Here is a 17551-nt window from a genome sequence, read left to right on the forward strand (position 1 = left end):
TCGCCGACGTAGCTTGTCCTGCATGAGCGGACTGTGGGGTCTCGTGGCCGGGGTCGTCTGCTTCGTCGTCCTGCTCCTGCTGTTGCCACTGCTCGGCGCGATCGGCTCCGTCGAGCTGGTGGTCATCGTGCTGGTGGCCGTCCTCGTCGGTGTGCTGGTCGCCAGACGGTCCCGTGCGGGGAGCGGCGGGAGCAGCTGAGCGCTCACAGGGACGCGCGTACCGCCTGGGCCCAGCCCTCGCCCATGGGGGCATCGGTGACCGTCACGTTGGGGAGGGCGGAGAGCAGCTCGGCCATCCCGTCGACGGCGCCCCCGTTCGCGGTGATCCACAGCCGGCCCACCGCGGGCGCCATGTCCAGGTCGCTGACGCTGTCCCCGATCGCGACGGCATCGTCGGGGGAGAGGCCGCGCCGCTCCAGGTCCCAGGCGATCGCCGCGCCCTTGGAGATGCCGCGCGGCATCAGGTGGTAGACCCGCGGCGGCGCGGCGTCGTCGTCCAGGCCCATCCAGGACGCCGCAGGGATCGCGCCGTTGTCCTTGAGCGTCAGCCAGCCCACGCCCCGCTCGGCCAGCCAGGCGTCGACGGCGAGGGCGTCGACCCGTCCGCGCAGCAGCGCATCGGTGGCGTGCGTCGCGTGCCAGGGGGAGTGCCACTCCAGCCGCCGCGGGTGCGCGGCGATCAGCTCCTCGACGACGCCGAGCTCGCCCATCACGTCCATCGGCGTGCGGTCGCCGTACTCCTCCGGCAGCGCGCCCCGCAGCCGGTGGGTGGTCCGCCCGGATCCCCAGCCGATGGTGGCGCCGAGTTCGGCGATGGCGCCGTCGGCGGCGAAGATGCGCGCTGCCTCCACCACCTGCTCGTACGTCCGGCCGCTGACCAGCACCAACGCCACCTCGGCGCGGTGCAGGTCGAGCAGCGCGGCGGCCGGCCCGTCGGTCAGCTCCCGCCCGGCCGTGTGCCAGAAGGAGCCCCGCGGACCCACCATCGTGCCGTCGAGATCGGTGTAGACGACGCGCGTGCTCACCAGGCCATCCTGTCCGGCCGCTGGCCCCGGCTCGCGACTGGGTACAGTTCACGCCGTTCACTCATCCAGAGGGGCAGAGGGACACGGCCCGACGAAGCCCCGGCAACCGCCGCCTGCGCGCACGTGCAGCGGGAGGTGCCAATTCCGTCCCGCGCGGCTCGACGGCCCGCTGCGGGGAAGATGAGGAGGTAGTCGTCGCATGACCCTCACCGCTCCCGGATCCGTCCAGGCCGACTCCAGCGCCGGTGGCCCCGTGCCCCCGTGTCCCGCCCGCGGGCTCGTCTGCCGCAATTGCGGCGCCACGTTCGGGCTCATCGCCGAGCACGCCTGCGCCGAGTGCTTCGGCCCCCTGGAGGTCGACTACGACCCCGAGCTGATGAAGGCGGTCACCCGCGAGCAGATCGAGGCCGGGCCGCAGAACATCTGGCGCTACGTGGCCCTCCTGCCGGTGGGTCAGCACCCGGCCGACCGCGTCTCGCTGGACCCGGGCATGACCCCGCTGGTCCGCGCCGACCGGCTCGCCGCCGAGCTCGGCCTCACCGGCGGGCTGTGGGTGAAGGACGACTCGGCCAACCCCACCCACTCCTTCAAGGACCGCGTGGTCAGCCTCGCCGCGACCGCCGCCAAGGGGCTCGGGTACACGAAGATCGCCGCCGCCTCCACCGGCAACCTGGCCAACTCGGTCGCCGCGCACGCCGCCCGCGTCGGCCTGCCGTCGTTCGTCTTCATCCCGAGCGACCTGGAGCCCGGCAAGGTCGTCCAGTCCGCCGTCTACGGCCAGACCCTGGTCGCCGTCGACGGCTCCTACGACGACGTCAACCGGCTGACCAGCGAGCTCGCCGAGACCGACGAGTTCGAGGACACCGCCTTCGTCAACCAGAACGTGCGGCCCTACTACGCCGAGGGCTCCAAGACGATGGGCTACGAGATCGCCGAGCAGCTCGGCTGGCGGATCCCGGCCCAGGTCGTCATCCCCATGGCGTCGGGGTCGCTGCTCACCAAGGTGGACAAGGCCTTCCGCGAGCTCACCGCCGCGGGCATCGTCGAGGCGACCGAGTGGACGATCTTCGGTGCGCAGTCGGCCGGCTGCGACCCGATCGCCACCGCCTTCGACAACGGGTGGGACGTCGTCAAGCCGGTGAAGCCCACCGGCATCGCCAAGTCGCTGAACATCGGCAACCCGGCCGACGGCCCCTACGCGCTCGACGCGATCCGCCGCACCGGCGGCTCGGTGGCCCGGGTCGGGGACGACGAGATCGTCCAGGGCATCCGCGACCTCGCCCGTACGACCGGCGTCTTCGCCGAGACCGCGGGCGGGGTGACCGTCGCCGTCCTGCGCAAGCTGGTGGAGGGCGGCCAGCTGGACCCGGCCAAGGAGACCGTCGTCCTCAACACCGGGGAGGGCCTGAAGACCCTCGACCCGCTGGAGCCGGTCGTCGGTCCCACGCACCGGGTCGAGCCGTCGCTGAAGTCGGTGCGGGCGGCCGGTCTCATCGGCTGAGCGGTCCGTCCGGCGGGGGGCGTAGAGTCCCCGTCGGTTCCCCGGTCCGGGCGACGTCGTCGCCGGATCCGGGTGCGTCGTGCGCGCGTGGGGCTGTCACCTGCGCTTCTCTGCTGTACCGTCTCGCGCGGTTCGAGTTCCACGTTCGTGTTCGGCGGGCGGAAGAGCGAGACCCCGCCACATCGAGAGCGATGGGGCGCCGCACGCACGAAACGTGGGAGCACACGTGGCACAGGGCACCGTGAAGTGGTTCAACGCCGAGAAGGGTTTCGGCTTCATCGCCGTCGACGGCGGCGAGGACGTCTTCGTCCACTACTCGTCCATCCAGATGGACGGGTACAAGAGCCTCGACGAGGGGCAGCGGGTCGAGTTCGAGGTCGTCCAGGGCGCCAAGGGCCCCCAGGCCGACGCCGTCCGCAGCGCCTGAGACCACTCGGCAACACCGGCCGAGGCCCGGTTCCCCACGGGGGACCGGGCCTCGGTCGTTCCCGGGGCCGCGCCGGCCACGGTGAGAACCCCCTGGAAGGGGGGAAGCGACCCCCGTTCTTGCACTCGCAGGGGTCGAGTGCCAAACTCGGTTCTGGCACTCAGGGCTCCTGAGTGCCAATCAGGTCGGAACGGTGAGGCACCGGTCCGTGGGCCGACGGAGCGTCCACGTCGCTGGTGTCGTCCGTCGCGGGCGCCGAACCCGGCCGTGCAGCGATCCATGCTCGGAGGACATCACCACATGGCCAAGATGATCGCGTTCAACGAAGAGGCGCGCCGCGGCCTCGAGCGAGGGATGAACACCCTCGCCGACGCCGTCAAGGTGACCCTCGGCCCCCGTGGCCGGAACGTCGTTCTTGAGAAGAAGTGGGGCGCGCCCACCATCACCAACGATGGTGTGAGCATCGCCAAGGAGATCGAGCTCGAGGACCCGTGGGAGAAGATCGGGGCCGAGCTCGTCAAGGAGGTCGCGAAGAAGACCGACGACGTCGCGGGTGACGGCACCACCACCGCCACCGTGCTCGCCCAGGCGCTCGTCCGCGAGGGTCTGCGCAACGTCGCCGCCGGCGCGAACCCGATGGCCCTGAAGAAGGGCATCGAGAAGGCCGTCGCCTCGGTCAGCGAGTACCTGCTCTCCACGGCCAAGGACGTCGAGACCAAGGAGCAGATCGCCGCCACCGCGTCGATCTCCGCCGCCGACCCCGCCATCGGTGAGCTCATCGCCGAGGCGATGGACAAGGTGGGCAAGGAAGGCGTCATCACCGTCGAGGAGAGCAACACCTTCGGCCTCGAGCTCGAGCTCACCGAGGGCATGCGCTTCGACAAGGGCTACATCTCGCCCTACTTCGTCACCGACACCGAGCGCATGGAGGCCGTCCTCGACGACCCGTACGTGCTCGTCGTCAACTCGAAGATCAGCTCGGTCAAGGACCTGCTCCCGCTGCTGGAGAAGGTCATGCAGTCGGGCAAGCCGCTGGCCATCATCAGCGAGGACGTCGAGGGCGAGGCCCTCGCGACCCTGGTCGTGAACAAGATCCGCGGCACCTTCAAGTCCGTCGCCGTCAAGGCCCCGGGCTTCGGTGACCGCCGCAAGGCCATGCTGGGCGACATCGCCATCCTCACCGGTGGCCAGGTCATCAGCGAGGAGGTCGGCCTCAAGCTCGACACCGCCGACCTCGAGCTGCTCGGCCGGGCCCGCAAGGTCGTCGTCACCAAGGACGAGACGACGATCGTCGAGGGTGCGGGTGACACCGACCAGATCCAGGGCCGGGTCAACCAGATCCGCAGCGAGATCGAGCGGTCGGACTCCGACTACGACCGGGAGAAGCTGCAGGAGCGCCTGGCCAAGCTGGCCGGTGGCGTCGCCGTCATCAAGGCCGGCGCCGCGACCGAGGTCGAGCTCAAGGAGCGCAAGCACCGCATCGAGGACGCGGTGCGCAACGCCAAGGCCGCCGTCGAGGAGGGCATCGTCGCCGGTGGTGGCGTCGCTCTCGCGCAGGCCACGGCCGTCGCGTTCGACAAGCTCGAGCTCGAGGGTGACGAGGCGACCGGTGCCAACATCGTGCGCGTCGCGCTCGAGGCGCCGCTGAAGCAGATCGCCATCAACGCCGGCCTCGAGGGCGGCGTCGTGGCGGAGAAGGTGCGCAACTCGGAGACCGGCTGGGGCCTCAACGCCGCCACCGGCGAGTACGTGGACCTGGTCGCGGCCGGCATCATCGACCCGGCCAAGGTCACCCGCTCGGCGCTGCAGAACGCCGCCTCCATCGCGGCGCTCTTCCTCACCACCGAGGCCGTCATCGCCGACAAGCCGGAGAAGGCCGCTGCGGCCGCTCCGGGTGGCGACATGGGCGGCATGGGCGGCATGGACTTCTGAGTCCGCCCGCTCCTCGCTGAGGAGCACTGCACCACCAGCACTGCCCGGCAGGGGCGGTCCGCTTCCGAGCGGGCCGCCCCTGTCGGCGTCCGGGGCGCCCTCGCCGCGGAAGCTCAGCTCACTCGGGGGCGAAGACGCAGAACTCGTTGCCCTCGGGGTCGGCGAGGACGCTCCACTCGATCTCGTCATCCTGCTCCCGCACCATCCGCGCACCCGCCGCGATGAGCGGCCACGTCTCACCGACGACGTCGAAGTGCATGCGGTTCTTGATGGTCTTCCGCTCGGGCACCGGGACGATCCACACCAGCGGTCCCTCGCCGGCCGGGTCGACGATCGGGATTGGCCAGTCGTGCGGGCGCGGCTCGTCGTCCTCCGGGTTCTCGGCGTCCTCGAGGGAGTCGCGCCGCACGTAGCCGATGGCGGCGCACCACCAGTCGGCGAGCGCGTGGTGGTCGTTGGCGTCGAGGCAGAGGTCCTTGAAGCGCGCGGGTGCGTCAGCCATGACCGCGGAGGGTAGGCGGCTGTCCGTGGCCGTGATCATCGGGACGTCGGGGTGGCAGTACCGCGACTGGCGGGGCGCCTTCTACCCGCCGAAGCTCCCGCAGCGGCTGTGGCTGGAGCACTACGTGCAGCACTTCGCCACCGTGGAGAGCAACAACGCCTTCTACCGGCTGCCGGAGCACGAGACGTTCGTGAAGTGGCGGGAGCGCACCCCGCCGGACTTCCGGTGGGCGGTCAAGGCCAGCCGGTTCCTCACCCACATCAAGCGGCTGCGCGAGCCGGAGGAGCCGGTCGCCCGCCTGATGGGCCGCGCCGCGGGGCTCGCCGGCAAGCTGGACACGGTGCTGCTGCAGCTGCCGCCGACGCTGAAGGCCGACCCCGAGCTGCTGCGCGAGTGCCTGGCGCAGTTCCCGGCCGGTACCCGGGTGGCCGTGGAGCCGCGGCACGAGTCGTGGTGGACCGACGAGGTGCGGGCCCTGCTAGAGCGCTACGGCGCCGCGCTGTGCTGGGCCGACCGGGACGAGCAGCCGATCGCGCCGCTCTGGCGCACCACGGACTGGGGCTATCTGCGCTTCCACCACGGCTTCGAGGGCTGGGGCTACCGCGCCGAGACCCTGCAGCTGTGGGCCGAGCGGATCGCGACCACCTACGGCGACGCGGACGTCCTCGTCTACTTCAACAACGACCCGGGCTGCGCCGCGGTCATCGACGCCGTCCGTTTCGCCGAGTGCGTCCGCCGCGCCGGGGGGACTCCGACCCGCGTTCCCACGGCCGACCAGGCGACCGGCCTGGCCTGGGCGCCGGTGGAGGTCCCCCCGGTCTGACCGCGTGGGTCAGTTGCCGCCGCGCCCCTGGTTCTTCGGGCCCTGGTCGGCGGGCTTCCCGGTGGCCGCACCGGCGGTCTCCTCGGGCTCGGCGACGGTCTCCTCGACCGGGGCGGTGGCGGCGCGAGCGGCCTTCGCGGCGTCGCGGGCGGCCTTCTCCGCGTCCCGGGCCGCGTCGCGGGCGGCCTTCTCGGCGTCGTGGGCCGCCTGACGGGCCTGGGCCGCCTGCAGCGCCCCCTGCGCGTGCTCGTTCGCGTGGGCGATGGCGTTGTCCAGGCCGCGGGCGCCCGTCTGCTCCTCGGTGGCCTCGTCCTCGGCGGCCTCTTCCTCGACGACCTCGTTCTCGGCGGCCTCGTCCTCGGTGGCCTCGTCCTCGGTGGCCTCTTCCTCGACGACCTCGTCGTCGGTGGCCTCGTCCTCGGTCGTCACGGGGTCGACCTCGGTGTCGCCGACGGGCGCATCGGTCTCGGTCTCGGTCTCGGTCGAGAGCTCGGACTCCGGCAGGTCGAACGGCGTCACCGTCTCGACCGTGCTCGCCACGGCGTCCTGCACCGGCGCCGGGAGGACACCGACGGCGCCCGCGCCGGTCACGCCGGCGGTGGCGATGCCGACACCGGTCGCCACCTGGGCGACGGTGCTGGCACCGGCGAACTTCGCGGCCAGTGCGGCCAGACCTTCGAGCAGAGCCATGGACGTTCGTATCCCCTCGGGACGGACGGCCGTCGGTACGGCCGTTCCCGTTCCACATCGGCAGGCTCCGGCGACTGCTGCAGCCGAGCCACCCGGTCGGGGGACGGTCAGCTGCCCGCCGGCACCCCGTCGGCGAGGTGCTCGGCGAACGTCCGCGGCGGCCGGCCGAGCAGCGTCGTCAGCACCCGCGGGCTGCCGGTGAAGCCGTGCTCCCGGTACCAGTCGAACATCGTGGTGCGGCAGCGCCCGGCGTAGCTCCCGTCGTCCTCGGCGTGCACGTCGACCGCGGTGACCGGCCGCCCGGAGCGCCCGGTGAGCAGCGCCGCGACGTCGGGGGCGGTGAGCTCCTCGGGGCCGACGGCCTCGAAGGTGCCGCTGTCCAGGCCGTCCTCGGTGAGCAGGACCGCAGCGGCGTCGGCGACGTCGCGGAGGTCGACGAAGGACTGCGCCTGCTGCAACCCCCACGGGCTGGGCAGCTCACCGGTCGCGGTCGCCGTTCCGATCGCGCCGTCGAGGTTGGCGGCGTACGCGCAGGGCTGCAGCACCCGCCACCGCGCGGCCGTGCCGGCGACGGCGCCGTCCAGCGCCTCCTCCACGCGGTCCTTCGCGGCGTGGTGCGGCATCGCGCGGATCTGGGGCCGCAGCACCGAGTGGTAGACGAGCCGGCGGACGCCCGCGCGGGCGGCGGCGGTCAGCACGGCGGGGGCACCGGTCGCCTCGTCCGGGTCGAAGTTCGGCCAGATCAGGTACAGGGCGTCAGCGCCGGCGAGCGCGGCGGAGAGATCGCCGGTGAGGTCGCCGACGACCACTTCAGCGCCGTCGAGCTCCGGCCGCGGTCGACGGGACGCCACCACCGCGCGAACCTGCTCCCCGCGCGCCAGCAGTGCCCGGACGACGGCGGTGCCGGTGGCCCCGCCCGCGGCGGTCACGACGATCACAGGACGTCGACCGCCTCGGCGTGCCGAACGCCCAGCTGGTCGGCGGCCTGGCCCAGCACGTCCTGGACGACGAGCGTGTCGGCCAGCGGCATCACGGCGCTCTCGGTCCGCCCGGCGCGCAGGCACTCGGTCACCTCGAGCAGCTCGTGCGCGTACCCGGCACCGGTCTGCGGCCGGGTGATCTCCTCCGGCTCGGCACCCGCGCGGTGCAGCACGATGGTCTGCGGGTGGTGGAAGCGGGGCACGACGTCGATCCAGCCCGTCGTCCCCACCACGCGCGCAGTCCCCGGCAGGGCGTACTTCAGCGACGTGGTGAGCGCGGCGTTGCGGCCGTCGTCCCAGCCGAGCATGATCGCCGCCTCCGCGTCGGCGCCGGAGGGGAACAGCGAGCCGGTGGCGACGACGCGGTCGGGCGTGCCCAGCAGCATCTGGGCGAAGGAGACGACGTAGACGCCGAGGTCGAGCAGCGCGCCGCCGCCGAGCTCCAGGGCGAACAGCCGGTCGACCGGGTCGTACTCGCGCGCGACGCCCAGGTCGGCCTGCACCGAGCGCACCTCGCCGATCGCCCCGTCGGCCACCAGCTCGTTGAGCGCGACGACGGCCGGCTGGAAGCGGGTCCACATCGCCTCCATGACGAAGGTGCCCGTCCCGCGGGCCAGGTCGACGACCTCGGTGGCCCCGGCGGTGGTGGCGGTGAACGCCTTCTCCACGAGCAGCGCCTTCCCCGCGCGCAGGGCGCCCAGCGCGATCGCGTGGTGCTGCGGGTGCGGGGTGGCGAGGTAGAGGACGTCGACGTCGGGGTCGGCGAGGATCTCGGCGTAGGAGCCGTAGGCGCGCTCCAGGCCGTGCCGCGCGGCGAACCCGTCGGCCCGCTCCTGCGACCGGGATGCGACGGCGACCGCGCGGGCGCCCTCCACCACCGCGAAGTCCTCCACCACCTTCTCGGCGATGCGGCCCGGCCCGACGATTCCCCAGCGGATCTCGTTGCTCACCCGACAGACGCTAGCCGGGCCGGGCACACTGCTTCCTCGTGGCCGTGCTCATCGACAGCCCCGTGTGGCCCTGGCGGGGCCGGATGTGGTCGCACCTGGTCAGCGACGTCTCCTACGACGAGCTGCACGCGTTCGTCGCCGCCGAGCTGGGCATCCCGCGGCGCGCGTTCCAGGGTGACCACTACGACGTGCCTGCGGACCTCTACGACGCCGCCGTCGCCGCGGGCGCGCTGCCGGTGGGTTGCCGCGAGCTGCTCAGCCGTCTCCTGGCGGCGGGTCTGCGGCAGCGGAAGCGCGGGACCGCAGGAGCGTGAGCTCGGCGGTCAGGTTGGCGCGGGCGAGGGGTTCCCACTCCGCGGCGGCGGGGAGCCGGTAGAGGCGGGGCAGGCCGAGCAGCCGCTCCAGGACGGCGATCCGCCCGGCGGTGAACTCCTCGTCGGAGAGGTGCCCGTACTCGGCCCGCACCGCCGAGGCGTACCCCGCGTACGCGGCCGGGGGAGCGGCGAGCACGGCGAGGTCGGCGTCGCACAGGGCCGCGCCGTTGGCGTCCCCGGGTTCCGGGTCGTGCCCGGCCGTGAGCAGGACAAGCCGGGCCACCTCCTCGACCCGTTCCTCGGGCACCAGCCCCCGCAGCCCGGCGCGGGCGCGCTCGGCGCTGACCTGCTCGTTGTCCGGGCGCAGCGGGTCGTAGACGACGTCGTGGTACCAGGCGGCCAGGGCGACGGCGTCGGGGTCGGGGACGTCGGCGGAGAGCCGCTCGGCCAACCCGAGGACGGCGGCCAGGTGGGCGAGGTCGTGGTAGCGGCGGTGCGGCTCGCTCCAGGCGGCGACGAGCGCCGCCCACTCGGTGCGGGAGGTGGGGGAGTCCCCGGCGAGCGCCGCCCAGGCCTCGAACCCGACCGGGCCGCTCACCGGACCCCGCAGCTGCGCAGCGCCAGCAGGGCGAAGGCGCGGGCGGCGGTGACGAGTTCGGCGACGGGTACCCGCTCCTGCGGCCCATGGGCCAGGTGCAGGTCGCCGGGCCCGTAGTGCAGGGTCGGGATGCCCTCGGCCGCGTAGAGCCGCAGGTCGGTGCCCGCGGGGAGCGCCCGCTCGGGCGGGGGCGGCCCACCGGCGTCCACCACGGCCGCACGCACCGCCGGCAGCAGCGGGTGCCCGGCCGGCAGCTGACCGCTGGCGAACGCCCCTCCGGTCCACGTCAGCCGCACCGGGTGCGTGGCCAGCCAGGGGTGGGCGGCGCAGACCTCGGCGAGGCGGGTCTCCAGGGCCGCCCGCGCGGACTCCACCGGCTCGCCGATCCGCACGCCGTAGCGGCCCTCGGCGACCAGCCGGTCGGGCACCGAGCTCGCCCAGTCGCCGGCCTGCACCCGGCCGAGGGAGATGCCGTAGGGGAACCGGGCGTCGCCGAAGCGCGGATCGGCGTCCCGCTGCCGCTCGGCCTCGAATGCGAGCAGCGCGGCGTGCACGTGCGCGAACAGCTCCACCGCACTCACCCCGCGGTCGCGCATGGCGGCGTGCGCGGCGTGCCCGGTGATCTCCAGCCGGAAGGTGAGCGCCCCGGCGTGCGCCGTCACCACGGCCTGCGCCGTGGGTTCGGGGATGACGCACAGCTCGCCGGTGTGGCCGCGCCGCAGGGTGGCCCACGCGCCGAGACCGCCGTCCTCCTCGCCCACCACACCGTGCAGGGCGAGCGGCCGGGCCAGGCGCACCCCCGCCGTCCGCAGGGCGTGCACGGCGGCCAGGCAGGCGGCGACGCCGGCCTTCATGTCGCAGGCCCCGCGCCCGTGCACCGCGCCGTCGGCGAACCGGGGGACGAACGGGTCGCCGCCCCACAGCCCGAGGTCGCCGGGCGGGACGACGTCGGTGTGGCCGGAGAGCACCAGCGCCGGGGTGCCGTCGCCGCCGAGCGTGCCGACGACGCCCCAGGCCTCGGTGCGCACCACCTCCTGCCCGGGGGCGCCGGGGGCGGTCGCGGCCTCGGCGAGGTCGATCGGCCAGCGGTCGACGTCGCAGCCGAGCTCGTCGAGCCAGCCGGCGAGCAGGTGCTGGACCTCGCTCTCGGCGGCCGTGCCGCCGACGGACGGGACGGCGATCAGCGCGCAGAGCCGCTCCACCGCCCACCGCTCGTCGACGGCGGCGAGGACACGGGCCTCGACGTCGGTCAGGTCGGCCACGGTCGGAGTCTGGCACGCGGGTGCCGGGCGGTGCGGGGCAGCGGCGATAGCGTGACCGCCGTGAGCCAACCCCCGCCGCCGCCCGGCTGGTACCCCGATCCCGCCGGCGGCCAGGGCACCCGCTGGTGGGACGGCCAGGGCTGGTCCGAGCACGTCCAGCAGGCCACGCCGTCGCCTCCGCCGCAGCAGCCACCGGGAGCAGGCCCCTCGCTGTACGACCAGCCGGTCCTGCTGGTGAACCAGAAGACCAAGCTGATCGAGCTCACCAACGAGTACGCCGTCCTCGACGGCAACGGTCAGCAGATCGGCGCCGTCGTGCAGGTGGGGCAGAGCTCGCTGAAGAAGGCGGTGCGGCTGGTCTCCAGCCTCGACCAGTTCCTCACCCACCGGCTGGAGGTGCGCGACGCGCGCGGGCCGGTGCTGGTGCTCACCCGACCGGCGAAGCTCATGCGCTCGCGGGTGGTCGTGGAGCGGCCCGACGGGACGCCCGTCGGCGAGATCGTGCAGGCCAACGTCTTCGGCCGGATCCGCTTCGACCTGGTGGCCGGCGGGCAGCTCGTGGGCGCGATCCAGGCGGAGAACTGGCGCGCCTGGGACTTCGCCGTCACCGACGCCGCCGGCGTCGAGGTCACGCGGATCACGAAGAAGTGGGAGGGGCTGGCCCGGACCATGTTCACCACGGCCGACCGCTACGTCGTCCTGGTGCACTACCGGTTGCCCGAGCCGCTGGCCAGCATGGTCATCGCCTCGGCGCTCACCGTCGACACGGCGCTGAAGCAGGACGAGCGCGGCTTCAACTGAAAATTGCCGCCGGGCGGGTGTCGCGCCGGGGAGCGCGGGTAGCCTCGAAGACGTCCGGGCCGGGTGCATCGTGCCCCCGGGTGCCATTTGGTTACGCCTTCACGGACTACCGCCCCGACCTCGGTCGGGGGCCTGGAGCCGTGTTGTGCTTTTCGCCGCGAGGCGGCCGTCATCCGGTCCGGACCTCATCCCCGATCGGCCCCACCTCAGGGTGGGGCCGATCGTCGTGAGGGGGCCTCAGCCCCGCCCGGCGCCGTGGGACTGCCCGGCCGACCGATGCCGCGCAGCACCCCTCAGCACGACCGTTCCTCCCGTCAGCACGGACGAGGAAGGGACGGCCATGACCATGCACTACCCGAACCCAGGCCTGGACGCGGAGCTCGCCTACCGCCGGGAGGTGCTCCAGGCGCTCAGCCGTGGCGCCCGCACCGGGCGCGGTCCGTGGATGCGCCGCCGGCGGCGTTCTCGCTGAGCGCAGCCGGTCGGAGCGGATCCGGGGGAGTCCTGTCGTCCCCGCGTGCCACGATGCCAGCCGTGTCACGTTGGGACGACGCCCCGCTGGTGGGCCGGGCCGAGGAGCTCGCCCGCCTGCTCGCGCACGTCGAACGGGCCGTCGCCGGCCGGGCGTGCGCAGCGCTGCTCGCCGGCGACGCCGGCGTGGGCAAGACCCGGCTGCTCGACGAGCTGGGCCGGCGGGCGGCCGAGCGCGGGCTGCGGGTGCTCACCGGGCACTGCGTCGACCTCGGCGACGTCGGCCTGCCCTACCTGCCGTTCGTCGACCTGCTGCGCCCGCTCGCGGCCGACCCGGAGCTCGCCCCCGCGACCCGGCACAACCCGGTCCTCACCGGCCTGGTCTCGGGTCGGCCGGGCGCCCCGGTGCCGGTGCCGCCGCCCGGCGAGGGGCAGGACCTCGGCCGCCCGCTGCCGCACCGGGCCGCGCCCCAGCCGGTCGACGACGGGCGGCTGCAGCTGTTCGAGTCGGTCGCCGGGCTGCTGTGCGAGGTCGCCGCCACCGGCCCGCTGCTCCTCGTGCTCGAGGACGTGCACTGGGCCGACCGCTCCAGCCGCGACCTGCTGCGCTACCTGCTGGCCCGGCTGGTCGAGGAGCCGATCGCCGTCGTCGTCTCCTACCGCGCCGACGACCTGCACCGCCGCCACCCGCTGCGCCCCCTGCTCGCCGAGCTGGTGCGGCTGCCCGGTGTGGAGCGCATCGACCTGGCGCCGCTCCCGGACGGCGCGGTGGGGGAGCTGGTGCGCACGCTCGCGGGGGCGACCGGCGGTATCGCGGAGAGCACCGTGGACGACGTCGTCGCCCGGGCCGAGGGCAACGCCTTCTACGCCGAGGAGCTGCTCGCCGCGGGCCTGCAGGGCGAGGCGCTGCCGCTGGCGCTGGCCGACGTGCTGCTGGCCCGGGTCGAGCAGCGCTCCCCGGCGGCGCAGCGGGTGCTGCGGGTGGCCGCGGTCGCCGGGCGCCAGGTGCGCCACGAACTGGTCGCCGCGATCGGCGAGCTGGCGCCCGACGAGCTCGACCGGGCGCTCGCCGAGGTCGTGCACCACCACCTCCTCGTCGTCTCCGACGACGGCCGCTACCGCTTCCGGCACGCGCTGCTGCGCGAGGCCGTGCTGGCCGACCTCCTGCCGGGGGAGCGGGTGCGGCTGCACGCGGCGATCGCCGGCTACCTGGGCGCCCACCCCGACGCCGGCACCGCCGCCGAGCGCGCCCACCACGCGCGGGAGAGCAACGACCTGCCGGGTGCGTTCAGCGCCTCGCTGGAGGCCGCCGTCGCCGCCTGCTGCGTGGGCGCCCCGGCCGAGCAGCTGCAGCACCTGGAGGCGGCGCTCGCCCTGTGGCCGGCGGTCGCCGACGCGGCGGCGCGGGCCGGCCGCGACCAGGTGGCGCTGCTGGTGGAGACGGCCGCCGCCGCCCGCACCGCGGGCGAGCTGCACCGCGCGGTGGCACTGCTCCGCGCGGCGCTGGAACTGGTGGGGCCCGACGGCGACCCGGTGACGCGGGCCCGCCTGCACTACACGCTCGCGCAGGCGCTGGTCCGGCTCGACGACCACACCGGCGGGCACCGCGAGAGCAGCGCCGCCATGGCCCTGGTGCCGGCCGACCCGCCGTCGGAGGTGCGCACCTGGGCGGCGGCCACGCATGCGCGTATGTGCTTCGCCCTGAACCTGCTCGCCGAGGGCGACGCGGCCGCGGAGGAGGCGCTCGCGGCGGCCGACGTCCTGGGGCTGGACGGTGCGTGGTCGGACACCGCCGTCTCGCAGGTGCGCTCTCGCCCGGCCGCGGACGTCGAGGCGGTGCGGCGTCGCCTGAGCGAGGCGCTGGAGCGTGCCCGGCGCTCCGGTGACGTGGACGTGGAGATGCGGGCCTGGTTCAACCTCGCCATCGACCGGTTCGAGGCCGGCGACGTGGCGGGCTCGCTGGCGCTGACCGAGCAGGCGACCGAGCGGGCCCGGGGGCTGGGCGTCGAGTGGGCCACCTACCCGGCCGGGCTGCGGCACCTGCGGGTGACGGCGCTCTACACGGCGGGGGAGTGGGACGCCAGCCTGGCCGAGGCCGACCTGCTCGCCCGGGTGCCGGAGATGGCGGCGCACGTGCGTGCCGCCGCGCTGCTCGTGCTGGTCGGCCGGGGCGACCCGGCGGCACGGGACCGGCTGGCGTGGGCACGGTCGCTGGTCGAGCGGTCGAACACCCACTTCCTGCTCTCGCTGGTCACGGGGGCGGCCGAGATCGACCTGGCCGGCTGGGCGGGCGACCCGGAGACCGCCGTCGCCGTCGCCGTGGCCACCAGCGCCCGGCTGCGGCAGGTGTGGCCGTTCGACCACCTCGGGGTGCTGCGGCTGGTCGCCACCGCGCTGGGTGCGGCCGCCGACGCGGCCTGCGCGGCCGGCCTGGCGGGGGATCACGCCACCGCCGACGGCTGGGTGCGCCGCGGTGAGGAGCTGGTGGGGATCGCCCGCTCGGCGGTCGAGGTGTTCGAGCGCTCGGTGGGCGGGATGGGCGTCGAGGGCCTGGCCTGGCAGGCGCGGGCGCACGCGGAGCAGGCGCGGCTGGCGGGGAAGGCCGCGCCGGAGCTGTGGCAGGCGGCGGTCGAGGCGTTCGGCTACGGGCACGTGTACGAGGAGGCGAGGTCGCGGTGGCGGCTGGCCGAGGCGCTGCTGGCCACCGACGACCGGGGCGGGGCCGCCGTCGAGGCGCGCGCCGCGCACGAGGTCGCCGTCCGGCTGGGTGCCGCGCCGCTGCGCACGGCGGTCGAGGCGCTGGTCCGGCGGGGCCGGCTCGACGTCCCCGGCGTCCGGCTGGTGGACGTCTCCACGGTGCTCACCCCGCGTGAGCAGTCGGTGCTCGCGCTGCTGGCGAAGGGGCGCACCAACCGGCAGATCGGTGCGGAGCTCTACATCAGCGAGAAGACCGCGAGCGTGCACGTCAGCAACATCCTGGCCAAGCTCGGCGCGGGCGGCCGCACCGAGGCGGTCGCGATCGCCGCGGCCCGCGGTCTCCTGGTCGACGGGTGATGTTCCACGTCACCTCGTCGCGGAACCGGGCGTCGATCCAGGCCCACGGCCTGGACTGGCGGCGGATGGGCGATACCCCGGGGATCGCGGGCAGCCCGGTGCCGGAGCAGGAAGGCTGCTTCCTCGCCCCCGACGAGTGGACGGCGGACTACTTCGTCGCCATGAACAACACCGGCGGTCCGGTCGACGTCTGGGCCGTGGAGGACGTCGACCCCGCGGACCTGCTGACCTCGGGGGAGGGATACGAGTACTTCCCAGGCGTGATCCCGCCGGAGCGCCTCCGGCTCGTCCGGACGGACGTGCCCCCGGTCGAGAGCTGAGCGGTCCGCGTCAGAGCATCGTGCGCAGGCGCTCGCGGCGTGCGCGGAGCACGTCGACCGACGCCGACGCCGACGGCGGCCCGGGCACCTGCTGGCGCAGCTGGGTGTGCACCACGGCCTGCGGCTGCGAGGTCCGTGCGGCGACACGGTTGACCAGCTTGTTGATCTCCCGGCGCAGCTCGGCGGCGTCGCGCCACGAGCGGCCGGCGTCGTCCTCGTCGGGGTGGTCCTCGACGACCATGAAGTCGTCGGCGTCGTTCCGGTGGCTCGCCGCGATGCGCAGCCGCAGCTCGTCGTCCCGCTTGGCCAGCAGCGACGCCGTCTGCTCGGGGGTGAGCAGCCCGGGGATGCCGAGGAAGTCCTCCTCCTCGGGGGCGACGACGGTCGCCGGGCCCCCCGCACCGGTGTGCGCCGTCCCACCGTGCAGGACGTGGGCGAAGCGGGCGTCGGCCTCGAGCGCCTCCCACTGCTTCATCTCGCCCTCGCGCGGCTCCCGCGGCGGCAGGTCGAGCGCCTCGAGCTCCTCGTCCGGCTGGCTCCGGGGCGGCGGCATGACGTGGTTGCGCTGCTCCTCCATGGAGGCGGCCAGCGACAGCAGCGGGCGGACGGCGGGGAGGAAGACGGTCGCCGACTCGTGCGGCGAGCGGGAGCGGACGACGCGGCCGACGGCCTGGGCGAAGAACAGCGGCGTCCGGTAGGAGGTCATCCAGGCCAGGACGGCGGCGCGCGGGACGTCGACGCCCTCGGAGATCATCCGCACGCAGACGGCGATCCGCGCCGTCCCGGTGGCGAACTTCTCGATCTTCTTCGACGCCTTCGGGTCGTCCGACAGGATCAGCTCCGGCGCCTTGCCGGTCACGCGGCGCACGATCTTGGCGTAGTCGCGGGCGTCGTCCTGGTCGCTGGCGAGGATCAGCCCGGCGGCGTCGGGCATGCCGCCCTCCTCGCGCAGGTGGGTGATCCGGTCGTCCATCGCGGCGATGACGTGCGGCACCCACTGGCCCTTGGGGTCCAGCGCGGTGCGCCAGGCCTGCATCTCCACCGACTTGGTGCCGGCCTCGGAGAGGGAAGCGGCCACGACCTCGCCCGCGGAGTTCCGCCAGCGCGAGGTGCCGGTGTAGGCGGCGAAGACGACGGGGCGGACGACGTTGTCGGCCAGCGCCTCCTTGTACCCGTAGGTGTAGTCGGCGCGGCTGACCAGCCCGCCGGCCTCGCCCTCGAAGGTGTCCTCCTCGTAGCGGACGAAGGGGATGCGCTCGTCGGGCTTGGTGCGGAACGGCGTCCCGGTCAGGCACAGCCGGCGGGCGGCCATGCCGTAGGCCTCCTCGACCGCCTCGCCCCAGGAGAGGCCGTCACCGGCGTGGTGCACCTCGTCGAGGATGACCAGCGACTTGACCGCGGTGGCGCGGGCGGCGTGCAGCATCGGCTTGCCCGCGACCTGCGCGTAGGTGGTGACGTAGCCCTGGGTGCCGGCGCGCACCGGGCCGACGGCGTTGGTCAGGTTCGGGTCGAGGACGATGCCCATCGCGTCGGCGGCCTCGGCCCACTGCAGGCGCAGGTGGTCGGTGGGGGCGACGACGACGACGCGGGCGACCTCGCGCCGGGACAGCAGCCGCGCCGCCAGGGTCAGGGCGAAGGTCGTCTTGCCGGCGCCCGGCGTAGCGGTGACGAGGAAGTCCTTGGGGGAGGCCTCCTCGTACTGGCTGAGGGCGGCCTGCTGCCATGCCCGGAGCGGTCGGCTGGTCGTCTGCGGGGCCCGGGCCGCCGCTGCTGCTGCAGTCGCCATGTCGGGGCCCATTCTGATCGGCGGCGGGGCAACACGCCCAACGGGGTCCTCCCGCGCGCCACCGCCGCCACGACGTATGGGAAAGCCCGGACGAGTCGCTGACCAGCGCGTTCAC

18 protein-coding genes and 1 riboswitch are annotated in these 17551 nt (G+C 74.3%); of the genes, 10 read left to right on the forward strand and 8 right to left on the reverse strand.

Annotated elements, in window-relative coordinates; all coding sequences use genetic code 11:
• Positions 1-22 precede the first annotated feature (22 nt).
• Positions 23-199 carry a hypothetical protein gene (locus ACI799_RS05655; protein WP_456612593.1) on the forward strand — a complete coding sequence of 59 codons (177 nt, stop codon included), beginning with the start codon at positions 23-25 and terminating at the stop codon, positions 197-199.
• Positions 200-203: 4 nt separating this feature from the next.
• Here the strand turns inward: ACI799_RS05655 and ACI799_RS05660 are convergent, their stop codons facing one another.
• Entirely contained in the window at positions 204-1025 is an 822-nt protein-coding gene (locus tag ACI799_RS05660; RefSeq protein WP_456612594.1) for an HAD family hydrolase, read from the reverse strand.
• Positions 1026-1083: 58 nt separating this feature from the next.
• A riboswitch (SAM riboswitch) is annotated at positions 1084-1212 on the forward strand.
• Positions 1213-1224: 12 nt separating this feature from the next.
• Here ACI799_RS05660 and thrC point away from each other — a divergent pair.
• The 3 genes from thrC (at position 1225) to groL (ending at position 4885) form a co-directional block, all read left to right on the forward strand.
• Positions 1225-2526 carry a threonine synthase gene (gene thrC, locus ACI799_RS05665; RefSeq protein ID WP_456595866.1) on the forward strand — a complete coding sequence of 434 codons (1302 nt, stop codon included), beginning with the start codon at positions 1225-1227 and terminating at the stop codon, positions 2524-2526.
• 226 nt (positions 2527-2752) lie between these two features.
• Positions 2753-2953 (forward strand): cold-shock protein, encoded by a 201-nt coding sequence (locus tag ACI799_RS05670; RefSeq protein WP_456588093.1) that lies wholly within the window; start codon positions 2753-2755, stop codon positions 2951-2953.
• Positions 2954-3253: 300 nt separating this feature from the next.
• A complete protein-coding gene (gene groL / locus ACI799_RS05675; protein ID WP_456588092.1) occupies positions 3254-4885 on the forward strand; it encodes a chaperonin GroEL in 1632 nt (543 codons plus the stop codon).
• A 118-nt stretch (positions 4886-5003) separates the two neighbouring features.
• On the opposite strand, the gene ACI799_RS05680 is transcribed toward groL, so the two are convergent.
• Positions 5004-5387 carry a VOC family protein gene (locus tag ACI799_RS05680; protein WP_456588091.1) on the reverse strand — a complete coding sequence of 128 codons (384 nt, stop codon included), beginning with the start codon at positions 5385-5387 and terminating at the stop codon, positions 5004-5006.
• Here ACI799_RS05680 and ACI799_RS05685 point away from each other — a divergent pair.
• Positions 5386-6210 carry a DUF72 domain-containing protein gene (locus ACI799_RS05685; protein WP_456588090.1) on the forward strand — a complete coding sequence of 275 codons (825 nt, stop codon included), beginning with the start codon at positions 5386-5388 and terminating at the stop codon, positions 6208-6210. The two genes, ACI799_RS05680 and ACI799_RS05685, sit on opposite strands and share 2 nt — an antisense overlap.
• 9 nt (positions 6211-6219) lie before the next feature.
• Here the strand turns inward: ACI799_RS05685 and ACI799_RS05690 are convergent, their stop codons facing one another.
• The 3 genes from ACI799_RS05690 to ACI799_RS05700 all read right to left on the reverse strand — a co-directional run bounded on the left by ACI799_RS05690 (position 6220) and on the right by ACI799_RS05700 (position 8830).
• A complete protein-coding gene (locus ACI799_RS05690) occupies positions 6220-6900 on the reverse strand; it encodes a hypothetical protein (protein WP_456599087.1) in 681 nt (226 codons plus the stop codon).
• Positions 6901-7007: 107 nt separating this feature from the next.
• Positions 7008-7838 (reverse strand): SDR family oxidoreductase, encoded by an 831-nt coding sequence (locus tag ACI799_RS05695; protein ID WP_456612595.1) that lies wholly within the window; start codon positions 7836-7838, stop codon positions 7008-7010.
• On the reverse strand, positions 7835-8830 hold the full coding sequence (locus tag ACI799_RS05700) for a Gfo/Idh/MocA family protein (protein ID WP_456595871.1): 996 nt from the start codon (positions 8828-8830) through the stop codon (positions 7835-7837). Before ACI799_RS05700 ends, ACI799_RS05695 begins: the two co-directional genes overlap by 4 nt.
• Positions 8831-8868: 38 nt before the next feature.
• On the opposite strand from ACI799_RS05700, the gene ACI799_RS05705 reads away from it, so the two are divergent.
• Entirely contained in the window at positions 8869-9144 is a 276-nt protein-coding gene (locus tag ACI799_RS05705; protein ID WP_456588086.1) for a DUF4031 domain-containing protein, read from the forward strand.
• Here the strand turns inward: ACI799_RS05705 and ACI799_RS05710 are convergent.
• Both ACI799_RS05710 and ACI799_RS05715 read right to left on the reverse strand, forming a co-directional pair.
• Entirely contained in the window at positions 9086-9742 is a 657-nt protein-coding gene (locus ACI799_RS05710; protein ID WP_456588085.1) for an HD domain-containing protein, read from the reverse strand. The two genes, ACI799_RS05705 and ACI799_RS05710, sit on opposite strands and share 59 nt — an antisense overlap.
• The gene (locus ACI799_RS05715) at positions 9739-11004 is read right to left on the reverse strand and encodes an ArgE/DapE family deacylase (RefSeq protein ID WP_456588084.1); all 1266 of its coding nucleotides are present in this window, start codon (positions 11002-11004) and stop codon (positions 9739-9741) included. Before ACI799_RS05715 ends, ACI799_RS05710 begins: the two co-directional genes overlap by 4 nt.
• A gap of 60 nt (positions 11005-11064) precedes the next feature.
• On the opposite strand from ACI799_RS05715, the gene ACI799_RS05720 reads away from it, so the two are divergent.
• The 4 genes from ACI799_RS05720 to ACI799_RS05735 all read left to right on the forward strand — a co-directional run bounded on the left by ACI799_RS05720 (position 11065) and on the right by ACI799_RS05735 (position 15650).
• Complete coding sequence (locus ACI799_RS05720; protein WP_456599088.1) at positions 11065-11805, forward strand: phospholipid scramblase-related protein; 741 nt, start codon at positions 11065-11067, stop codon at positions 11803-11805.
• 340 nt (positions 11806-12145) lie between these two features.
• Entirely contained in the window at positions 12146-12277 is a 132-nt protein-coding gene (locus ACI799_RS05725; RefSeq protein ID WP_456588082.1) for a hypothetical protein, read from the forward strand.
• 53 nt (positions 12278-12330) lie between these two features.
• The gene (locus tag ACI799_RS05730) at positions 12331-15330 is read left to right on the forward strand and encodes a helix-turn-helix transcriptional regulator (RefSeq protein WP_456612596.1); all 3000 of its coding nucleotides are present in this window, start codon (positions 12331-12333) and stop codon (positions 15328-15330) included.
• A complete protein-coding gene (locus tag ACI799_RS05735) occupies positions 15327-15650 on the forward strand; it encodes a hypothetical protein (protein ID WP_456588080.1) in 324 nt (107 codons plus the stop codon). Before ACI799_RS05730 ends, ACI799_RS05735 begins: the two co-directional genes overlap by 4 nt.
• A 10-nt stretch (positions 15651-15660) precedes the next feature.
• Here ACI799_RS05735 and ACI799_RS05740 read toward each other — a convergent pair whose 3' ends face one another.
• Entirely contained in the window at positions 15661-17436 is a 1776-nt protein-coding gene (locus ACI799_RS05740) for a DEAD/DEAH box helicase (protein WP_456588079.1), read from the reverse strand.
• Positions 17437-17551 lie beyond the last annotated feature (115 nt).

Source organism: Blastococcus sp. SYSU DS0753, from assembly GCF_054051175.1.

Coding starts and splice junctions, on each gene's coding strand:
- ACI799_RS05655 (WP_456612593.1), top strand. CDS start 23: ATGAGCGGACTGTGGGGTCTCGTGGCCGGGGTCGTCTGCTTCGTCGTC.
- thrC (WP_456595866.1), top strand. CDS start 1,225: ATGACCCTCACCGCTCCCGGATCCGTCCAGGCCGACTCCAGCGCCGGT.
- groL (WP_456588092.1), top strand. CDS start 3,254: ATGGCCAAGATGATCGCGTTCAACGAAGAGGCGCGCCGCGGCCTCGAG.
- ACI799_RS05685 (WP_456588090.1), top strand. CDS start 5,386: ATGACCGCGGAGGGTAGGCGGCTGTCCGTGGCCGTGATCATCGGGACG.
- ACI799_RS05680 (WP_456588091.1), bottom strand. CDS start 5,387: ATGGCTGACGCACCCGCGCGCTTCAAGGACCTCTGCCTCGACGCCAAC.
- ACI799_RS05690 (WP_456599087.1), bottom strand. CDS start 6,900: ATGGCTCTGCTCGAAGGTCTGGCCGCACTGGCCGCGAAGTTCGCCGGT.
- ACI799_RS05725 (WP_456588082.1), top strand. CDS start 12,146: ATGACCATGCACTACCCGAACCCAGGCCTGGACGCGGAGCTCGCCTAC.
- ACI799_RS05730 (WP_456612596.1), top strand. CDS start 12,331: ATGCCAGCCGTGTCACGTTGGGACGACGCCCCGCTGGTGGGCCGGGCC.
- ACI799_RS05740 (WP_456588079.1), bottom strand. CDS start 17,436: ATGGCGACTGCAGCAGCAGCGGCGGCCCGGGCCCCGCAGACGACCAGC.